General features: G+C 38.0%; 17 protein-coding genes and 1 pseudogene. 5 read left to right on the plus strand and 13 right to left on the minus strand.

Annotated elements, in window-relative coordinates; all coding sequences use genetic code 11:
• Positions 1-16: 16 nt before the first annotated feature.
• From MUN88_RS09995 to MUN88_RS10015, 5 genes and pseudogenes are all read right to left on the minus strand, one after another.
• Complete coding sequence (locus MUN88_RS09995) at positions 17-1,324, minus strand: ABC transporter substrate-binding protein (RefSeq protein ID WP_244723940.1); 1,308 nt, start codon at positions 1,322-1,324, stop codon at positions 17-19.
• Positions 1,305-2,478, minus strand: a pseudogene (locus tag MUN88_RS10000) (family 4 glycosyl hydrolase). The gene MUN88_RS09995 and the pseudogene MUN88_RS10000 overlap by 20 nt, the downstream one beginning before the upstream one ends.
• A 96-nt stretch (positions 2,479-2,574) precedes the next feature.
• Complete coding sequence (locus MUN88_RS10005) at positions 2,575-3,444, minus strand: AraC family transcriptional regulator (RefSeq protein ID WP_244723942.1); 870 nt, start codon at positions 3,442-3,444, stop codon at positions 2,575-2,577.
• A gap of 446 nt (positions 3,445-3,890) precedes the next feature.
• A complete protein-coding gene (locus tag MUN88_RS10010; RefSeq protein WP_244723945.1) occupies positions 3,891-5,075 on the minus strand; it encodes an MFS transporter in 1,185 nt (394 codons plus the stop codon).
• Between the two features lie 666 nt (positions 5,076-5,741).
• Positions 5,742-6,953: a YeeE/YedE family protein gene (locus MUN88_RS10015; RefSeq protein ID WP_244724445.1), complete on the minus strand. Its 1,212-nt coding sequence runs from the start codon at positions 6,951-6,953 to the stop codon at positions 5,742-5,744.
• A 256-nt stretch (positions 6,954-7,209) separates the two neighbouring features.
• Between MUN88_RS10015 and MUN88_RS10020 the strand changes: the two genes are divergently transcribed.
• Both MUN88_RS10020 and MUN88_RS10025 read left to right on the plus strand, forming a co-directional pair.
• On the plus strand, positions 7,210-8,172 hold the full coding sequence (locus MUN88_RS10020) for an iron-hydroxamate ABC transporter substrate-binding protein (protein ID WP_244723948.1): 963 nt from the start codon (positions 7,210-7,212) through the stop codon (positions 8,170-8,172).
• Positions 8,173-8,261: 89 nt separating this feature from the next.
• Positions 8,262-9,500 carry an IS256 family transposase gene (locus MUN88_RS10025; RefSeq protein ID WP_244719327.1) on the plus strand — a complete coding sequence of 413 codons (1,239 nt, stop codon included), beginning with the start codon at positions 8,262-8,264 and terminating at the stop codon, positions 9,498-9,500.
• A gap of 103 nt (positions 9,501-9,603) precedes the next feature.
• Here MUN88_RS10025 and MUN88_RS10030 read toward each other — a convergent pair whose 3' ends face one another.
• The 7 genes from MUN88_RS10030 to MUN88_RS10060 form a co-directional block, all read right to left on the minus strand.
• Positions 9,604-10,065, minus strand: a complete 462-nt coding sequence (locus MUN88_RS10030) for a GNAT family N-acetyltransferase (RefSeq protein ID WP_244723951.1) — start codon at positions 10,063-10,065, stop codon at positions 9,604-9,606.
• A gap of 164 nt (positions 10,066-10,229) precedes the next feature.
• Positions 10,230-10,676 carry an NUDIX domain-containing protein gene (locus tag MUN88_RS10035; RefSeq protein ID WP_244723953.1) on the minus strand — a complete coding sequence of 149 codons (447 nt, stop codon included), beginning with the start codon at positions 10,674-10,676 and terminating at the stop codon, positions 10,230-10,232.
• Positions 10,677-10,818: 142 nt separating this feature from the next.
• Positions 10,819-11,106, minus strand: coding sequence for a hypothetical protein (locus MUN88_RS10040; protein WP_244723955.1), 288 nt, complete (start codon positions 11,104-11,106; stop codon positions 10,819-10,821).
• Between the two features lie 508 nt (positions 11,107-11,614).
• Positions 11,615-12,244 (minus strand): LPXTG cell wall anchor domain-containing protein, encoded by a 630-nt coding sequence (locus tag MUN88_RS10045; RefSeq protein WP_244723957.1) that lies wholly within the window; start codon positions 12,242-12,244, stop codon positions 11,615-11,617.
• Between the two features lie 56 nt (positions 12,245-12,300).
• Complete coding sequence (sipW, locus tag MUN88_RS10050; RefSeq protein WP_244723959.1) at positions 12,301-12,897, minus strand: signal peptidase I SipW; 597 nt, start codon at positions 12,895-12,897, stop codon at positions 12,301-12,303.
• A complete protein-coding gene (tapA, locus tag MUN88_RS10055; RefSeq protein ID WP_244723961.1) occupies positions 12,894-13,793 on the minus strand; it encodes an amyloid fiber anchoring/assembly protein TapA in 900 nt (299 codons plus the stop codon). The genes sipW and tapA overlap by 4 nt, the downstream gene beginning before the upstream one ends.
• A 116-nt stretch (positions 13,794-13,909) precedes the next feature.
• Positions 13,910-14,533: a CalY family protein gene (locus MUN88_RS10060; RefSeq protein WP_244723962.1), complete on the minus strand. Its 624-nt coding sequence runs from the start codon at positions 14,531-14,533 to the stop codon at positions 13,910-13,912.
• A gap of 342 nt (positions 14,534-14,875) precedes the next feature.
• Here MUN88_RS10060 and MUN88_RS10065 point away from each other — a divergent pair, with 342 nt between their 5' ends.
• The 3 genes from MUN88_RS10065 to MUN88_RS10075 all read left to right on the plus strand — a co-directional run bounded on the left by MUN88_RS10065 (position 14,876) and on the right by MUN88_RS10075 (position 17,258).
• Positions 14,876-15,436, plus strand: a complete 561-nt coding sequence (locus tag MUN88_RS10065) for a sigma-70 family RNA polymerase sigma factor (RefSeq protein ID WP_244723963.1) — start codon at positions 14,876-14,878, stop codon at positions 15,434-15,436.
• Entirely contained in the window at positions 15,423-16,316 is an 894-nt protein-coding gene (locus MUN88_RS10070; RefSeq protein ID WP_244723965.1) for a hypothetical protein, read from the plus strand. Before MUN88_RS10065 ends, MUN88_RS10070 begins: the two co-directional genes overlap by 14 nt.
• A gap of 222 nt (positions 16,317-16,538) precedes the next feature.
• Entirely contained in the window at positions 16,539-17,258 is a 720-nt protein-coding gene (locus MUN88_RS10075) for a sulfite exporter TauE/SafE family protein (RefSeq protein ID WP_244723966.1), read from the plus strand.
• A 359-nt stretch (positions 17,259-17,617) separates the two neighbouring features.
• On the opposite strand, the gene MUN88_RS10080 is transcribed toward MUN88_RS10075, so the two are convergent.
• On the minus strand, positions 17,618-18,364 hold the full coding sequence (locus MUN88_RS10080; protein ID WP_244723968.1) for an SDR family NAD(P)-dependent oxidoreductase: 747 nt from the start codon (positions 18,362-18,364) through the stop codon (positions 17,618-17,620).
• Positions 18,365-18,743: the final 379 nt, after the last annotated feature.

An 18,743-nucleotide genomic window follows, 5' to 3' on the forward strand; every position in this document is an offset into this window, starting at 1 on the left:
TGCTATTATTGGATTTTTACTTGGTATGTTCCTGAATGACTTCGACTACTTTATCAATCGTCGTATCTGCATCTTGTTTTCCGAGGAACATTAAATCAATCGTTTCGGTTATATCTGTATTAAGGCCAGGGTAATGGGCATCCTTCGCTAAATTAGATCCATGTGTAAAGCCATCTTCACGGGCATTAAACATATATTCAATATGCTTATCGGTGGTATCGGCAAGTGCTTCCGAATTAATAGTATTGATCGAAGGTAAAGCACTTCCTCCTTCCCCTGTACGAACTTCCTGACCAGCTGTACTGACATAATAAGAAACGAATTTCATCGCTTCCTCTACATGATCATTTTTACTGTTTACAGCCAGATAAGCTACAGGAACTCCTACTTCCTCCACTTTGTTGCCCGTATTCGTAGGGAAAGGAATATAATCGTATTCTAAAGCTTTATTTTGGTCGAATTGAGGTGTGAACCAGCGTCCGCCTGCGATCATACCTACCTGGTTGGACATAAACATCGCATCTACGCCTTGTCCTTGAGGCAGGGATCCAGCATACACGGCTTTTTCAGATTGTACGAGATCATGCATGAAATGGAAGGCTTCCTTCGCTTTATCATTTTCTTGCAGCACTACTTCACCATTCTCATCGAAAATTAAGCCATCATTGGACCATACCCAGCTATACCAATGTGCCCACCAGTTCTCCATTACTAGTCCTGTTTTGCCAGATTCTTTGATCTTTTCGGATACTTCAAGAAAAGCATCCCAATTCCAATTCCCTTCGTCATAATATTCTTGTGGGGACTTCGCACCCGCTTCTTCAAATACCTTCTTATTGTAATAGATCACCATTGGGTTCGCATCAGGTGTAATACCATAGGTGACATCATCACTTCTTGCTGGACCAAATAATCCTTCTGAGAAATCATCGAGACTTGCATAACTTTCGTCACTTGCAAAGAAATCATCCAGTGGTTGCACAACACCGGCATCTATCAACTCAGGCATCGTCGGTTCATATGCATAGAATATATCAGGGCCTTTACTTCCTTGAAGAGATGTCATGAGCTTTTGTTCATATTGATCACTAGCAACAGAAACTAAGTCTACTTTAATGTTAGGATTTTCCCCCATAAAACCATCAATGGCTCGTTGGTATACCTTTAATTCTTCTGGATTCCCCCAAGCTTGCATAGTTAAATTAACCGTTTCTCCGCCTGAATCGTCTGTAGAATTGCTGGTTTCCGTATCATTACTGCACCCAACTAAGAACAATATAAATCCAATCATGAATAAAAAGCTATTAATCGGCAATTTTTTCATTACCTTTAACCTCCCTTTTATTGGAATGTAATGCTTGTGTGGCAGCTGGTCTTTCCTGTGCTTTATCAGCTTGTGCCTCATTATTAGCAGTAGCTTTCCTATCTTGGGCTAGCTCTTCGACCGACTTGATCGGTAATCTCGCTGCACCGTGATATTCTTTGGTAGGAAGTACTCTGTCATCTTGTAATCTAACTTTTGCTTCTGCTATTTCGTGTTGATATTGTGGTAACCATTTCTCCTGGCTTACTAGTAATTCGTCTACCATTTGCCAAATTTCTTGAGGATTGCAAATTGCCCCAACGAGAGGGTCCATCATCATCGCCTGTCGCAGTAAATCGATATCACCACGGACTGCTGCTTCAACAGCGAGGTGTTGTACAGAAATACTAGTATAACAAACAGCCGCACAACTGAGTGGTAACTCACCAATGACTGGCATATGAATACCATTTCGATCGACATATCCTGTTGCTTCGATAATCGCATCATTTGGTAAATTCGCAATGACACCATTATTTACTGTATTAAAATGATCCCGATAAATACGCCCGGTTTCCAGCCCTTTAATGATATAAGAGCCATGCTCTTCACTTCGCAACGCTTGTTTGTATTCATATGGAGGGTCTTCCAGCCAATTTGGGAAAGCTGTTTTAAACCAGTTTCTTCCCTCTGTACAAACACGTAAATAGCCACCTGTTTCCCGGTTGATCCAGGAACCAAGATCAATCCATTTTTCAATTTCATCAGGGCGCTTTCGATACCATGGCAAGTACTCGCTTAGATGCCCATTTGATTCGGTGCTGTAGTAACCGAATCTTTTTAACATATCGATGCGTACTTTTTCTGTTTCTTTAAAATGGGGATGGGATTGGAATGCTTCCAGTAACTTACCTGTCATATCTTCCCCTTGATAGTTGACTTGGATATACCATGTTTGATGATTTCCGATCTGTTGTTGCTTCAATGGTAATGTTCAGGCCATTTTCATCAATATCATGCTGACAGAGGCGTCTTACCATGTCCAAGTTTTCCTCAGAGATATCTGTAAAAGCTATCGAGATGTTGTGAAATGCAGGCACTGAAAGTAAATCGCGTAATAGACCACGAGTAAACCCGATACTTCCGGCACCGATAAATGTGACCTTGCATGTCATGAGCTTCCCCTCCTTTAGATAGCATCATAACACCAGAAAAATGAAAACGCTTTAATAAATCTAATCAGGTCATCTGATTTTGTGTAAAATTCTCATCTATTTCTCACAGCTTGCTAATTCTCGATATGCCAATGGACTGACACCCATTTCCTTTTTGAATACTTTACTAAAGTATTGACTACTGTTTATGCCTACAAATCCTGATATCTCTGTGATCGACATTTCTGATTTAGATAACAGCATTTTGGCCTTGTCTATTCTTATTTTTGTTAAATATTCAATGATGGTACAGTTCATGGTGTTCTTAAAAATTTTGTGTAAGTAATTAGGATGGAGGTGAACCAGCTGTGATAACTCGGTGGTTTTAATGTCACAATCATAGTTCTCATGAATATAATTCACTATTTTGGAAACGTAATAATCAGCATCTTGCAGCTCTCTTTCCTGTGATTCCAATTGATTACGAGAAATCTGGATTAAGAGCTGAGCTATCAATAGGTTCACCATTAATTTTTTCTCGTATTTTTGTGTATCCAGTTCAAGGACTAAGCTTCTCAGGGAATGATAGACCTCGTTAATATCCTTTTGGATGATGAACGATTTTTTGTTCTGCAGAAATTCTTTCACTTCTTTGCATTCTAATGCTAATGAGCCTAATACCGAGTTTTGGTCTTTGCAATCTTGGAGTATGAATTCGATATTCAACATTCTGCAAGGTTTGCCTTTTTCGACAATAAGCCGGTGTGGAACATGACTATCAATGAGAATGTATTGTTTTTGTTTTAATAAGAATGTATGGTTATGCACTTCAATTTTACTTTGACCATTTACCATATACATGATCTCGATCGCGGGATGGTCATGTGTAGGCATATGAAATTCATTCCAATCCTTATAGTAATAATAGGTAATTCGTGGGTTGATAAAGTGGTGTTGAAAACTATTATAAATACTATATTTATTCATTTTGATCCCATCCTTTCTTTTACATATATGATTTACTAGAGTGATTTATTTGTAAAATGCTGAAGATGGGGGGACGGGACTAGGAGAGGGGAGTGCTATATTGGATGGTATGTTTGGGAATCTATTATTTAATGTTAGGTAAAAAAACTGGACCTTAGTTAAGCCTGTTAAGTTGTTTGATAAGGTGGATGATGTGGCGGGGTTGGGGGGAACAGCTTGGTAGTGGGAATAAGGGGATAATAAAACTGGAAGGACATTTTGCTAAACATGGAAAAGAATTTGGTGGACTATATTAAAATACAGACGAGTATCTTTCAGGAGCAAAAAAGGTTATTAATATTGGTATAAAAAGTTGAATACGAATATAAAGGAGAAGTAAAGACAGGATATGTTAAGCAGAGGCTTCTGATAGAAGAGCCCCAACTTGACATATACTTTTCACAGTGTTAGAAGCTGTGCTGTTGTATTCTTTTATCCTTGATCAACAAGGAGATGTACAATAATATGGATGTCATGATGGAAACGGCAGCTGTGATATAAATATAGTGATAGCCAAATGCAGATGCAATAAAGCCAAAACCAATCGCGCCGACACCTACCCCCAAATCGAAGAAGGAGAAGAAGGTCGCATTTGCCATGCCTTTACGATTATCAGGTGCCTGATTCACCGCCCATGCCTGAAGCGCAGGTTGTACTGTACCAAACCCCAATCCATATAATGCAGCAGCTAAAAATAGTACAAACGAATTTGGCAGCCAAGCTAATAATATCATTGCTGTAAAAATAGAAATCGTCCCAGGCAAAAACACGACTATATGCCCTTTTCGATCATACAATTGGCCCGCATACGTTCGAGTAATCATCAAAAAAATCGCAAACACAAAGAAGTAAATCTCGATCCCTGCAATACCCTCTTGCTCTGTATATAAAGGCAGGAAAGAGGCAATTCCGCCAAAAGCTGTTGTAATAAAAAATAACAATAACGATGGTCGTAATGCCCTTTTCTCCAATACATCAAACCGGGGAGCAACCGCTTTTTTCGCTTCCGGATCGACAGGTTTGTACGTAATCTGGCTAGACAATAAGAACGCCACTAATCCCAGCGCCGAACAAATTAAAAACAACTTAGTAAAAGAAATATACCCGTATAAAGTGAGCCCTAATGCTGGTCCAAAGGCAAGCGCCAAATTACCTGAAAGACCAAAATAGCCCATTCCTTCGCCACGCCTGCTCTTCGGAATTAAATCCGTAGCAATCGTCCCAGTGGCCGTGGTAGAAAACCCCCAGCCTAACCCTTGTACACAACGCATAATGAACAAAAAGATAATACTTGTAATAAACGCAAACGATCCAATCGAAATCACAAAAATTCCAAGGCCAATCATATAGACATACTGTCGCCCCTTTGACTCCAATGCATGTCCGGCAGTGGGACGTAACATTAATGCTGAAAACGTAAAAATACCTGTAATAATTCCAATTAATTCATCACTGCCACCTAATTGTTGTACAAATAACGGTATCGTCGGTAATGTCATCTGAAAGCCTAAAAATATAAAAAAATTTGCCAAACAAATGAGGGCAAAATCCTTCGTCCAAATCTTGTCTTTTTTTATAGTCGCACCATCCACAAACAAAACTCCTTTAATTCGGTAGTCGAAATATATTATAACGTATTGGTATTCACTCTAATAACAATATGCATTTTAATATGCTGCTAATCATGGGTATGGTTCTCGGTTGACATCGTTAAACTAATACGATCTGCCTTTCTGTACCAACTATGAATCATATTCTAAGCTATCGTGTTGTAGTTGCCAGATGTTCTCTTCATAAGGTCTCAGAGGGCGATGATGGTCTCTGCACTGGTCTGAGCAATTTTCCGTCTTCTTATTTGAGCAATGAAGAAGCTCGACGTAGTGAAAATTTAGCGTGTACCAAGTAATAAGAATGACTACTGGACTTGCTAAAGGACGAGACAAATGCCGAGTTTTTCCAATAATCAAAGAAAGTAGATAATTCCTTCATTAAAGCCGTAGTATCAAAATTCGATTAAGAGCGAGAGGATAATAGTGTAGGAGCTTATAATTCGGATTAAGTAAAGTCAGAGGAGTGATCAACTATCCAATAGAGAGAACTTTCATCAGTACTAGCACCAGCCTATCCTGCGTCATCCTCATAAAAACTCGTTAGCACATGGTCAGTGGGTTTTTGTTCGGTTTTTCTTATGGAGCAGGAAGTATGTTCACTTATCCCCAAAAAAAGCAGGCACCACAGACTGTGATACCTACTTTTCTTTAACAAAACGAATCTTTTGGTTTTGGAACGGATAGTCCAAACATCGGTCGCAGATAAAGTGCGACAAACGTTCCTGCTAACGCTAGAATTCCCCAAATGTACCCGTGAAGGCTGAATGAAGCAATGCCACCGAAATACGCACCAATGTTACAGCCAAAGGCTAATCGCGCTCCATACCCCATCAGTAATCCACCGATGATGGCTGCAAGAACATTTTTAATAGTTAATCGGGTAAACTTGAAAAGTCCTCCCGCAGCGGAAGCTAAAAATGCACCAAGAATAACACCTAGGTTCAATACGGTAGTTGAATCAGCAAATATAGATGCTTCTAATGCTTGAGCATTTGCTCCTTGCCAGAAACCCCAACTTGCGGCATCCATACCGAAAAATTGTGCTACTTTTGATCCCCATAATGCAAAGGCAGAAGTAACCCCCCATGGTGCACCACGAGTCATTAGCGTTAATGCATTTAACACAGCTAGAGCAATGGCTGCTGCAAATAACGGCCAAGAACCACGGAAAATACGCTTCCAGCCAGTGGTAGTTGGCAATGCAGCCATTTTTGGTGCTTTTCTTTTTCTTTCGACTACTAGCGTAATCCATGCAATGAAACCAAATAACAAGATCGATACGACCCATGCACCACCATAACCAAGACCAGTAGAGGTAGCTAATGAAACAGGTTCAAAAGCTGGCAGGTCCTGTGTCCAAAATGTAAAGTGAGCAGCTCCAATGGTAGAGCCCACTATAAAAAATAATAATGTGATTAACATGACAGTACGTCCGCCACCAACGGCATAAAGTGTACCAGACGCACATCCACCGCCTAGCTGCATACCTACACCAAACATAAAGGCACCGACAAGCAGACTAATCCCTATTGGCGATACATAACCTGAGGTACCCGTTCCAAAGAACGATACGCCAAATGCTAGAATCGGAGCAAATAATGTTACGGCAACTGCTAGCATAAGCATGTGAGCCCTTAATGCTTGTCCATTCCCTACAGATGCAAGCCGACGAAAGGCGGAGGTAAAGCCAAAACGAGCATGGAATAATGTATAACCAAGTAATAATCCTATTACTAATAATAATGACTGAGAGATATCTTGCGTTACCATTAAATAGATAAGCAATACGATCCCTATAATAAGCGCACCGATAATTAGTGGCATCTGTGGAGCATTTAACTCTTTTTGTTGTGGTGCCAACTGATCACTTTGCTGAGCAGTTAGATTCTTTGCGGTTGTTGCCACTTAAAACACCCTTTCCCTATTAATTTTATCGGAATAATACTTTTTAATGGTAATGATAGACTCTAATATTGTCAACCTTAATGTTCGGAGGCAGCCTCTGATATCACAAAAGATATTGACAACCCTTATAAATAGACGTACTATAATTAATATTGATAATCATTATCAATTATTAATGTTTAGCGAGTACATAATAAGGAGAGGAAATAACGTGAAGAAAGTACTTATCGCATTTTTATTTGTAACAGCGCTTTTATTAGCAGCTTGTGGGAACACAGAGGATTCCACTAGCACAGATGAAGCAGATACTCAAGAAACTAGCAATCAGGAGCAAGCAGCAGAAGAAGCGTCTTCTTCTGAAACTTTCACATACGATTCAGAAGAAGGGCCGATGGAACTACCTGCTAACCCACAACGTATTGTGGCGCTATCATACGCACCGAATGTACTTGCATTAGGTGGAAACGTCGTTGGTGTAGACGAATGGACATATAATAATCCCATCATGGAAGATAAATTAGAAGGCATTGAATCTGTAACAGAAGAAAGCTTAGAGAAAATCATTGAACTAGATCCGGACTTAATCATCGTAGGTTCCTGGTTGAAAAACATTGATAAACTGAAAGAAATCGCACCGACCGTTTCTTTCACTTATGGTAAGTTAAGCTACTTGGAACAACACGAGGAAATCGGAAAAGTTCTTAACAAAGAGCAAGAAGCAAAAGATTGGGTAGAGAATTTCAAAGCTCGTGCAACACAAACTGGCGAAGAGATCAAAGCCAAGATCGGGGAAGATGCGACCGTTTCCGTTCTCGAAAATGATGTGAAACAAATGGCTGTATTTGGCGACAACTGGGGACGTGGAACAGAGTTATTGTATCAGGAGTTGGAGTTGAACATGCCTGAGAAGGTAAAAGAAAAAGCATTAGCAGACGGTTATTATTCCTTATCATTAGAGGTGATCTCGGACTTCGCGGGAGACTATATTGTGTTAAGTAAGAACCCGGATGGTGATACCTCCTTATTGGAAACAGAAACCTGGAACAACATCCCGGCCGTTCAGAATGGGAATGTGCTTGAATTAAATACACATGTGATTGCAGATAGTGATCCGATTACATTGGAATATTTGTTGGAGCAATTTAGTACGTTCTTTTTAGGGAGTGTAATATAAACTGTGTAAGTAAGAAATGCGTACGGTTTCTTACTCACACAGTTTTTTGTTTGTTAGAATAATAAGTATAAAGCTAAAGGGGGTTTTACATGGGGAAACCGAAAAGAGATCCTAACTCCGTAGAATTAGCTAACAAGATCATTGAACAGTATCAACCTGAAACAGTAGAAGATATGCAACATGCACTAAAAGACATATTTGGACCTATGTTTGAGACGATGTTAAAAGGTGAAATGGACCATCACTTAGGATATTCCTCCAATGAAAAAGGGCAAAAAAGCACGGTAAACAGACGGAATGGATATGGAAAGAAAACCATCAAAACATCCACTGGAGAAGTAGAATTAGAAGTGCCAAGAGATCGAGACGGCTCATTCGAACCACAAGTCATTCCCAAACGTCAGCGAGATGTCTCCGCCATTGAAAACAAAGTCATTGCCATGTACGCCCGTGGTATGTCTCAGAGGGATATATCCTCTACTATTGAAGATATTTATGGATTTTCTGTGTCTCATGAAATGGTATCTAACATGACGGACCATGTACTGACAGAATTAGAAGAATGGCAAACAAGACCCTTACAGCCTTGTTATCCTTTTGTCTTTGTGGACTGCCTTTACGCGACTGTTCGTAATGATTATGAAACGAAGAAATACGCAGTCTATACCATGCTTGGATACACCATCGAAGGCAAGAAAGAGATACTAGGTTTATGGCTTAATGAAACGGAAAGTAAGCATAAATGGATGCAAATCTTTGATGAGATTAAATCGAGAGGAGTAGAAGATATTTTCTTTCTCTCTATCGATGGCGTAACTGGTCTAGAAGAAGGTGCTCGTGTCATATTCCCATCCGTAACGGTCCAACGATGTATCGTTCACCTTATTCGAAATTCCCTTAAATATGTACCAAGTAAGGATTACAAACCCTTCACAGCTGCTTTACGAAAAGTATATGCCGCATCCAGCCTAAAAGCTTGTCGCAGCGCCTTTGAAAACTTTCAACAACAATGGTCTTCTTACCCTGGAGCCATTGATGTCTGGAAGCGCCATTTCTCTCATGTAGAACAGCTTTTTGATTACGGTAGTGCGATTCGTAAAATCATGTATACAACAAATGCCGTAGAAAGTGTTCACTCAAGCTATCGTAAAGTTACCCAAAAAGGAGCATTCCCAGACGAGAATGCCCTATTAAAAGTACTATATTTACGAACGAAAGAATTAGAAGATAAATGGAAAGGTGGCCATATTCAGCAATGGGCCATGGTGATGAACCAGTTGTTAATTCATGACCATCTAAAGGATCGTGTATTAAAGTATTTAGAATAACTTACACACTTTTCTTGACAAGCCCTAGTAGTTCTAATAACGTCCTCATTTCTTATCTCTCACCTACCTCTTTTATATACGCTCCCGTTAATGAAACAAGAATTTATAATTGTTTATATACAAACTCACGATATTTCACAAAATCATGTTTCTCATAGAACTCTTTTGCAATTTTGTTATCTAACCAATAGTCTAACTCAATTAAGTCTATACCTTTTTCATTAGCTAAGTTATAAATGTTATTCATCAAAGCTGTGCCATCTCCCTTTTTTCTTTGAGTTTGAATTATGCTAATTTGATGAACATAAATTGATTTATAACTTTTTTCAAACGCATTTTCTGGATATTCTCTAACCTCAATCCAAGCATAACCTACTGCTTCATGGTTATCTTCTAATAGCAGAAAGATAATATCATCATTTTCTATTAACTTTTTAAAAATTTCTTTGATTTCATCATAGTTATATTCATTAAAATACTTAGGATAGAGAGAACAATGTAAGTCGTGAACTGGTTTGTTTAATTTGGCAACTACCTCAAAATCTTTTGTTTGGCTTATTTTCATTTAAATCCCCCACTTAAGCTTTTAATGATTAACTCTTTTTATTGTTTATTTGGTTAAAATAACAGATTTCTTCTTCCGCATAATGCTTCTTTAGTCGAAAACAAATGAGTTACCGTAGCAACCCCTGTCCTTTAACTCTTGTACCCGTTTGTTGGGATCAAGTATTAATCATAATTCTTTTCAACTTTTAAATGTGAAATATCTTTTTTATTAGAAGTGATAACATTAAGTATTCCTTCTGGATAAAACCGTCTGTCTCCCAATTGCGGTATAGTACGCCAAATGAGTTTGATATCTGATTTCTCATTATGTATTAACTCATTATCTATTTTATTATTGCTTGAACACCAATGAATTAAAGTACAATCGTGCCTTTTCTTCCCATCGTACTGAACAATATTTTCATTTATACAAGCTAATTCACCAATATCTGAGTGTAAATCAAATTCTTCAATTAACTCCCTTTTAATAGCCTCAACTGCTGTTTCACCGAATTCAATACTTCCACCTGGAAGACGATAGAAACTTTCTTCTAAATCACATTGCACAAGGATTTTTGTCTTATCTTCATTTACAATAATCCCTTCAGCTCTTAACAATGGTTTATTCACAAAACCACTCCCAAATAAAGATTTAATTATTTATTTCCATCTTTCATCTAATATTTCCTTCTTCAACATTCCTGCTCCGTTAGTAAAAAAACGACTGCTCAATTGAACAATCGCCCCGTTACTTTAATAGTTATATTTAAGTTTATTTCTCTTTTATGAAATAAAACCCTTGTCCATTTTCCTGTGGCACAAATCCTGATAAAGCTGATGAATTTTCTACTCTATTTTGTTCTTCTGCTGTTATAACTGTTTTAAGGTCTTTACCTTCAATAGTCTTATTTTCACGCACTGCTTGTTCCTCTACTGTTACAACCCTAACTTTATTTCCATCACTAACGTCAGCTTGTCCTTTTGCTAATACATCTGTAAGTCCAATTGATAGTGCAAGAACTCCTATAAAACCAAAAACCAAACCTGATTTTCTTTTCATAAAGCACCCCTCCGTTTTCAATATCTTATAATAAATATATTACTATAAATAAAAAATAAAACCTTCTTCTACATTCCTGCTTCGTTAGTGCAACAACACTACTTGTTCATGTGTATAATTATTAGTATATATACATTTTTCATTAGTATCTATAATAAAAAGGAAAACAATGATTGCATTATCTTTAATACCATCATACACACTCTTCCATAAAAAAGGGAAGTCCTTAACTGGAAAAAAGTGTTTCATTTTATCAAGCAAAAACTGTGTCATCTGTTTCAAGCGGTCACAAGGAGTTACCTTACAAAAATTGATAAACCTATACTTATACCTCTAAAAATCAAGGAAATAAAGAGAAAACAATTGTTTAAATGATTTTTTGGTAAAATCACCCATGATTTAGCCCTTTATTTTGGATTTGGATTGGATTACTATGGAGTTTTATATGGCTTGAAAAGTACTGGTTTAGCAAGACAGTAGGTTAAAAAGAAAAAAGAATAGGGATGACCTATTCTTTCGCACGCTTATTCCATTTGATATAAAGTAAGAATAATTGTCCTAACAATAGAAGGAACGCACCTATTATTACAAGATTGATAATGTTTGTTGCTGTACTCGGTAATAATGCTCCATTATCACTATTGGTAGAAATAGCGAAGGATGATGTTTCTGATTCCATATCATCAAAAGCTGTAATGATAATTTCTGCATTTGTCATTAACCCTTGAAATTCATTTCCCGATTCAGGAGGGAATGTTAAGGTGAACGCCAAATTGTCGGTGCTATCTGGTGGTAAAGTCAAATCTGCTAGTAATGAAAAATTGGATATCTTGTCATCAAATAAAATAGCATCAGCATGCTGTATCTTTAGTGACAATTGATTGTAGAATAGTTCCGATCCGTCCAGGTGTTGAATGTCAATCGTATAGGATATATCGTGATCCACTTGATTACTAATGGTCATTTCACGATCAGCCCAATCTCCTGGCTTCAGATTAGTTAGATCAAATAACTTACCATTTTCGGCAAAAGTTCCATCAAGGTTGATCAGATTTTGGTTCGTCGTAGCCTGGACAATGGGAACAGAAAACAAGAAAAACAGCAGGAATATAGAGTAAAAGAGTTTCGGCTTGGTCAATATCATGCACCACCTTTTTATTAAGCATGAGTCTCTACTTGCAGGGAAACAGGATATTACTTCTGTTCAACTGTTTCCTGGGCCTTTGATTCAGCAGGTTTTTTTAGATCTATTTGGGATAGGGCTTGCCAAATAGTGAAAGCAGCATATCCAATTAATAAAATGCCGGGTAAAATTAACAACATCGCGCTACCAGCTTGTGAATTTGCGAAAGTGACAACATAACCGAGATAGGGAATAGTGAATCCTTCGTACTCCGCCACCACATTATCCGACAGAACGGGTGCTGGATCCACTGCGTTATTATTATCTCCTTTTGTTTCATACATAACATGTTCACCGCTCTCAATGACGTCGGAAACGCGGTGGGTGATTAACGTTTCATTTTCACTTAAGAAGGTGATGACGTCTCCCTCTTGAAATCTTGTCATATCACCACCAGGTTTAACCGCAATGATGGACCCTGTTTGAATGTCGGGTTCCATGGATCCCGATAAGACAGCTTTTAGCTGATATCCCATCACTTCGGGTTCACCACCGGATGCTTTGGTAGAAATCATAATAAATACCGTAAATAGTAAAGAAACAAAAAGCACAACGGTAATAAGAGTACTAAGCCATTTTTTAGTTTGTTTAAAAACTTTATTTGTCATTTTTTTTCACCTTCTTGTGATTCAGTTTGGGATTGTTCTGCATCTTCTTCTGGTTGACTTTGCTCCTTTTCTTTGTCAGTCGATGTTTCAGATCCTTTCATTGTTTGCTCGGTAGATGGTTGTTCTTTGATGACCTCTTCATCTTTTGGTTGTTCCTGATTATCATCGGCTGCAGGTGGTGTTTCTTCTGTATCGGAAGTTGCATCTTTATCAGTATCCTCTGTTGTTGTTTCTTTTTCTTCTTCTTGGGCTGGCTGTTCTACTGGTTCATCAGTCGTTTCTGGAGGCGCTGTTTTTATTGGTGCTTCTTTTTCCGGTTCTTGCACTGTATCTTCCGTATCTGGTTTAGCTTCTTCTTCCTGTTCCTTTTCTGTCGGTTCAGCAGGACAGGATACTTCGATTGTTTCACTCCAGATTACATTTTCTGCTTCACCGGCATAATCCGGGTGTTGTAAAACCTTCACGATATAGAATCCTGTACTCGTCGCTTCGTGTGTGATTGTAGTAACTTCCTCAGCTTCCAGCGGATCAAGCGTATCCTCAGCTATTTTGTCCCCATCTTTTGGGTTACCGTTCTCTATGTAGAAAATCTCGTAATGGGTAGCGCTGGTCATACTGTATCCGTTATTCTGCACGTCCACAGAGAATGCCGCAGGGAGACAACTATCGGTTACATTTTGATTGTCACTAGCTGTAAATAGTAATTCACTCCGATCCCACCAACTTCCAGACGGCATAGAGAAACTAACCGCTTTTGTGTTACTGAACATGGAACTGGTAGGAGAGGTAAGTTGGGACAAAGAAAGTATGACTGCATATAAAATGATGACTAGTTGTATATGAGGGATTTTTTTCCTGTGATTTTTTTTAAATCTAACCGTTCTTGAACTTCTCATATCCATTCCTCCATCTTGAAACGTTTTATTTATTTTCGTGAATAGATATTTGGATTATGTATTCACGGAAATAAATAAAGGATAGAAAAGGGTGAGACAAGCTCACCCTTTCCGTATTATTTTTCTTCGCCGGCTTCTTGTTCAGCTGTGAAAGTCCAGTTAAGTTCTAGAGAATCGCCTTGGAAAATGTTTTGATCCTGTCCGTTGTCTACAAATTCAATTTTCACACTCAAATTGTCGGCTTCTCCTGCAGGGATGCCATCTTGCTCATAATCCCAAATAATAAAATCTTCCATTTCTACAGCTAAATCGTCTGGCGTCATCGCCGAGAGTTCAGCTAGTGTCTTTTGGTAAACTACTGTATATTTATCATCATCAAAAATGTGTTCAGGGTGTCCTTCATTTTTTAGGAATTTGACTACATAATGCTCCCCTAAATCTTCGCTTCCATTGTTATTATCAACATCTGTTACACTATAGGATGTATCTAACAGGACACTTGCAATATCCAAGGATCCAGTATTCTGTAATTCAAAGGTGCGAAGCATGTAATCACCTGGTTTTAAATTATCTACATCAAAGATTACTTGTGGATCTAATGTCAGATCCAATGTACCTGCCGCAAATGTATTAGTAGAAGCTTCTGTATCGTTAAAATATGCATATGTACCTCCGCCTACCAATGCTAAACCTAGTGCAGCTGTAACAACGCCCATACCTAATTTCTTTTTAATTGTCATCTTTTCTCCTCCTTATTTCGTTCTTTATCAAGAACGCAATTTGTATTGTACCTCTAAATCTTCGTTATTCAAAGGACAAAAAAGAGCCGAAATAAGCCTTTTTGACCGTTTTAAAGAACACTTACTTTTGTTTTCTCTGTTTTTCAAAGAATATCACTTATTTGCGAACGTTTAATTCTTTAAAAAGAACAATAATTAGTAGTTTTTATTCAGATAAAATACTTTAATGATACAAAAGGTCAAGTAATAATTAGTATGTAAATAAAAATTGTTGGTATTATTTAGAAAAATGAACACATTTCATCACCCAATACGTCTAACTTATAAAGGGGGGGACAGCAATTGGAAATAGATGACCGCTTTGAGCATGTACAATCAAAAGAAGAGTTGTTAAACGAATTAATTCATTATTATGGTAATGATTTAAAAAGAATTGCCTATTCATATGTAAAAGATATGGCCCAATGTGATGACATTGTTCAAGAAGTATTTATCTCGTGCTATCAGCATCTTCACACTTTTCGAGGAGATGCCGAATATAAAACATGGCTCATCCGTATCACCTTAAATAAATGCAAGGACTATCATCGTAAATGGAGTTTCCGTAATCTGATCTATCATTCTTCTATACAAAAACAGGTCGATAAAGAAAGTATCAGGCATTCGGCGGAGCAGGAAGTCATTCAGCAAGAAGGGGCAAATGAAATTTTTGATGCAATTGCTACTTTGAAACCAAAATATAAAGAAGTGCTCATCTTATATTATGTACAGGATTTAACCTTGAAAGAAATTAGCGAGATAATGAAGCTCAATCTTAATACGATTAAAACCCGTTTTAATAGAGGGAAGACCCAGCTGCAGAAGGAATTGAAAAGGAGGGGATATAACAATGGATCGGTTTGATACGCAAATAAAAAACGATTTAAACAACTATTTACAACAGAATGTGCATGTTACGAACGAAAACAGGAATAAAATTAATGAATCGATAGCAAAAAAGAGGACCCCTTTTCTCATCACTGGATTAACAACCGTGATGCTCGCTATAACCATAGTAGCTATGATCGGTTTACCTGTATGGTTTCAATCACAGAATAATGTTATCCTGCAACAAACGATAGCTACAATATCAGAAATAAATCTCACATTAAAAAACAAACTCCCAGATGATTTCTTTCCGGTAGTTGAACCGGAAGAACCTGAAAAGACGGAAGAGCAGGAAGAAACAGAGCAAAATGAGAAACAAAGTGATACTGAAATAGAAGACAACGAAGACTCACCTTCGCAGAATAAGGAGGAGGAATCGGAGGAGACGGAAGAATCTCCCGCAACTGAGCAGGAAACAGAAGAAGAAGCGAAAACAGACGCAGAAGACGAACAACCTTCCTTTGAAAACGTTGATAAAGCGGTATTTATTGGTTTAGTAAAAAAATATAATGCAATGGGAGATCATTTAATTGTGAAGCAGGGATCTTACAAAGTGGAAAATTATCAGTCCAAAGAAGAATATTATGATTTTCTATCCAGTTTTATGACCTATGAAACAGCAAAAGAATTATGGGATTACAGACTAAAGGAAGTTGAAGATGGATTAGAAGTAATACCAATGGATGGATATGAACGTTTCAGTTTGGAAGAGGGTTACATCTTTGGTCAGTACTCTGATACGGAATACTATATAAATCGTTATCAGGAAAGTGATCTTTTTGGTGGAACTGACATGACCATTAATTTTACGCTTAGAGGAGAGGCATGGGTGATTAGTGATGTTATAAGAAAATAATGGAGAGGTAAATAATCTCCATGTAACGGGAATAACCATTCATGCAGATCTAGGTATACAAGTCGATAAGTGCAAAAGTGGGATACAAGGACGTTCTTGTGTCCCATTTTTTTGCGATAAATCCTACTTGATGTCGTTATAAAATTTGCGAAACAGCAGAAATAATGATTAACAATAATATGATAAAATAGAAATAGCTTTACATATGAGAGTGGGTCAAATTTGGAATCTGTATTATTATTTTTATTTATTATATTAGTGGCCTCTGTCTTGCAAACAAGTACAGGCTTTGGATTTTCCATCATGGCGACACCCTTCTTACTGATGTTATTTTTACCACAAGAAGCCATACAAATAAACATTATTTTATCCTTACTTATTTCCGTTTCATTAATCTGGAAACTAAGCAATGACATTGATTTCACGCTTCTTAAGCGGTTTATTATCAGCAGCATTGTGGGTGTACCTTTTGGTATCGTAATCTTTATTTTCGTTAACATCAACGCTTTTAAAATTGGAGTCAGTATCCTGCTACTGGCATTAACATTGCTATTAATATGTAATGTTAAAGTGAAGCCAACACGTAATAGAGATTTTATAATTGGCGGGTTATCGGGTCTTTTAACAACAAGTGTCGGAATGCCAGGTCCTCCGTTATTACTTTATTTCACAGGGACGGATACTGAAAAAGGGAAGTTAAGAGCAACAACTTTGGCTTTTTACCTGTTTATTTATTTGATCAGTCTCATTACTCAAATAATCTTTACCGGTTCGAATAAATTAATATGGGAATCAAGTCTGTATGCCATTCCCATCGTGTTTCTGGGTTTATTTATCGGTCAAATCATTTTCAAATGGCTTAATCAACGGATTTTTAAAATATTTACCTATATCCTTTTGAGTTTTACAGGGATTTATCTTCTGATTCAAAGTTTGAATTGATACATATCTCTTAATGAAACAAACGCAGCGAACATTCGACCAAAGTACGATGAAAGAAGAGTGGAAGTGAACGAAAGCGGAGCTTATTCGATCAAAATGGGCAGTGAAAAGCGGAGCAGTGAACGAAAGCGGCGCCCATTCGGCCAAAGTGGGCTGTGAAAAGTGGCAAAGTGAACAATAGAGTTGCACCACATTCCTAGCAGTTTTAGGTAGTGATGCTCCACTAAACGCCTTGAATTTTATTTTGATCTGCACAAAGGATACGCTGATGCCGGGTAGCCAAGTCGATAAGATCACAAAGGGGATACAAGCAAAAGTTGCTTGTGCCCTCTTTTCCGGTGGGTTTTAGAAGAGATTTTCTACTCATCCGCAGTCCCAAGTGTCATCCCGCCATCAACCACAATTTCTGTGCCGGTGCAATAAGAACTTTCATCAGAGGCGAGGAATGCTACTACCTTAGCAATTTCAACTGGTTGTCCGATACGTCGAAGAGGAACTGAATTATAATAATCGGGAACACCCTCATCTTGCGTGACCATGTCGGTTTCTATTCCACCCGGGTGGACCATATTCACTCGAATTCCTGTTGGTCCTAGTTCAATAGCTGCAGCTTTGGACATTGCAACTACGGATGATTTTGTTGCAGCATAAATAGAGGATTTGCTGATGGGAGCAAATGCAGAGATCGATACGTTGTTGATAATCGAGCCTTTTAGCTGCTTTTCCATTTGTGGAATAACGGCTTGCATCCCCATAAAAACACCGAGCTGGTTCACATTAATCAACTGCTGATAATCATCGAGCGTTGTCTCTCTAAAGGGTTTGCGTTTGAGAGATCCGGCATTATTGACTAATGCATCCAGCTTACCGAATGTATTTATAATCTTATCGACTGCTGCTTTCCAGTCTGACTCGCTTGTAACATCTAACTGAACGGGGAGAGCATGATCTTCTCCAATCCGTTTTGCTACTTCGTTCGCTGCATCATAGTTGCGAGCACCAACCACTACGATAGCTTCCAAGCTGGCAAGGTGTTGAGCAATAGCTTTTCCCTGTCCACGATTAGCCCCGGTGACTAGAATGACTTGATTTTTTAGATTTGGCATATGTGCACTCCTTCTATTATCATGACTTATATGTGAAACCTTAAGGAATAAACGTCAAATGAATACCTTTTAGAATCGTATTTATTGTATCACGTATGTTTCTAGTGGAAAATCCAGTGTTACTTTTTAGAATGAAGTCTAACCGAGCTGTGTTCTCTCCTTTATTATCCCTGTTTTTCTGAAAAAAATGAAATGAAGGTCGCAGATTAGGAATAGTCTTATAGGAAAAGCTATTATTTGATTGATTCCACAAATCGTTTTATTATTTTTGTAAGCGCTTAAATGTCGTTCCGCAACTATACAGATTCCAAGGGAGGGTTTATTTCGCTATACTTTTTGCTAATGCTTACGGATTAAATAATATCACCTGGAGGTTCAA

The sequence above is a fragment of the Gracilibacillus caseinilyticus genome (assembly GCF_022919115.1).
GTDB classification, from domain to species: domain Bacteria; phylum Bacillota; class Bacilli; order Bacillales; family Amphibacillaceae; genus Gracilibacillus; species Gracilibacillus caseinilyticus.

Bases quoted from the DNA above. Each gene is read 5' to 3' on its own strand.
- sipW (WP_244723959.1), bottom strand. From the start codon at position 12,897: ATGACAAATAAAGTTTTTAAACAAACTAAAAAATGGCTTAGTACTCTT.
- MUN88_RS10030 (WP_244723951.1), bottom strand. From the start codon at position 10,065: ATGAAAATAAGCCAAACAAAAGATTTTGAGGTAGTTGCCAAATTAAAC.
- MUN88_RS10070 (WP_244723965.1), top strand. From the start codon at position 15,423: ATGGATCGGTTTGATACGCAAATAAAAAACGATTTAAACAACTATTTA.
- MUN88_RS10080 (WP_244723968.1), bottom strand. From the start codon at position 18,364: ATGCCAAATCTAAAAAATCAAGTCATTCTAGTCACCGGGGCTAATCGT.
- MUN88_RS10025 (WP_244719327.1), top strand. From the start codon at position 8,262: ATGGGGAAACCGAAAAGAGATCCTAACTCCGTAGAATTAGCTAACAAG.
- MUN88_RS10005 (WP_244723942.1), bottom strand. From the start codon at position 3,444: ATGAATAAATATAGTATTTATAATAGTTTTCAACACCACTTTATCAAC.
- MUN88_RS10060 (WP_244723962.1), bottom strand. From the start codon at position 14,533: ATGACAATTAAAAAGAAATTAGGTATGGGCGTTGTTACAGCTGCACTA.
- tapA (WP_244723961.1), bottom strand. From the start codon at position 13,793: ATGAGAAGTTCAAGAACGGTTAGATTTAAAAAAAATCACAGGAAAAAA.
- MUN88_RS09995 (WP_244723940.1), bottom strand. From the start codon at position 1,324: ATGAAAAAATTGCCGATTAATAGCTTTTTATTCATGATTGGATTTATA.
- MUN88_RS10040 (WP_244723955.1), bottom strand. From the start codon at position 11,106: ATGAAAAGAAAATCAGGTTTGGTTTTTGGTTTTATAGGAGTTCTTGCA.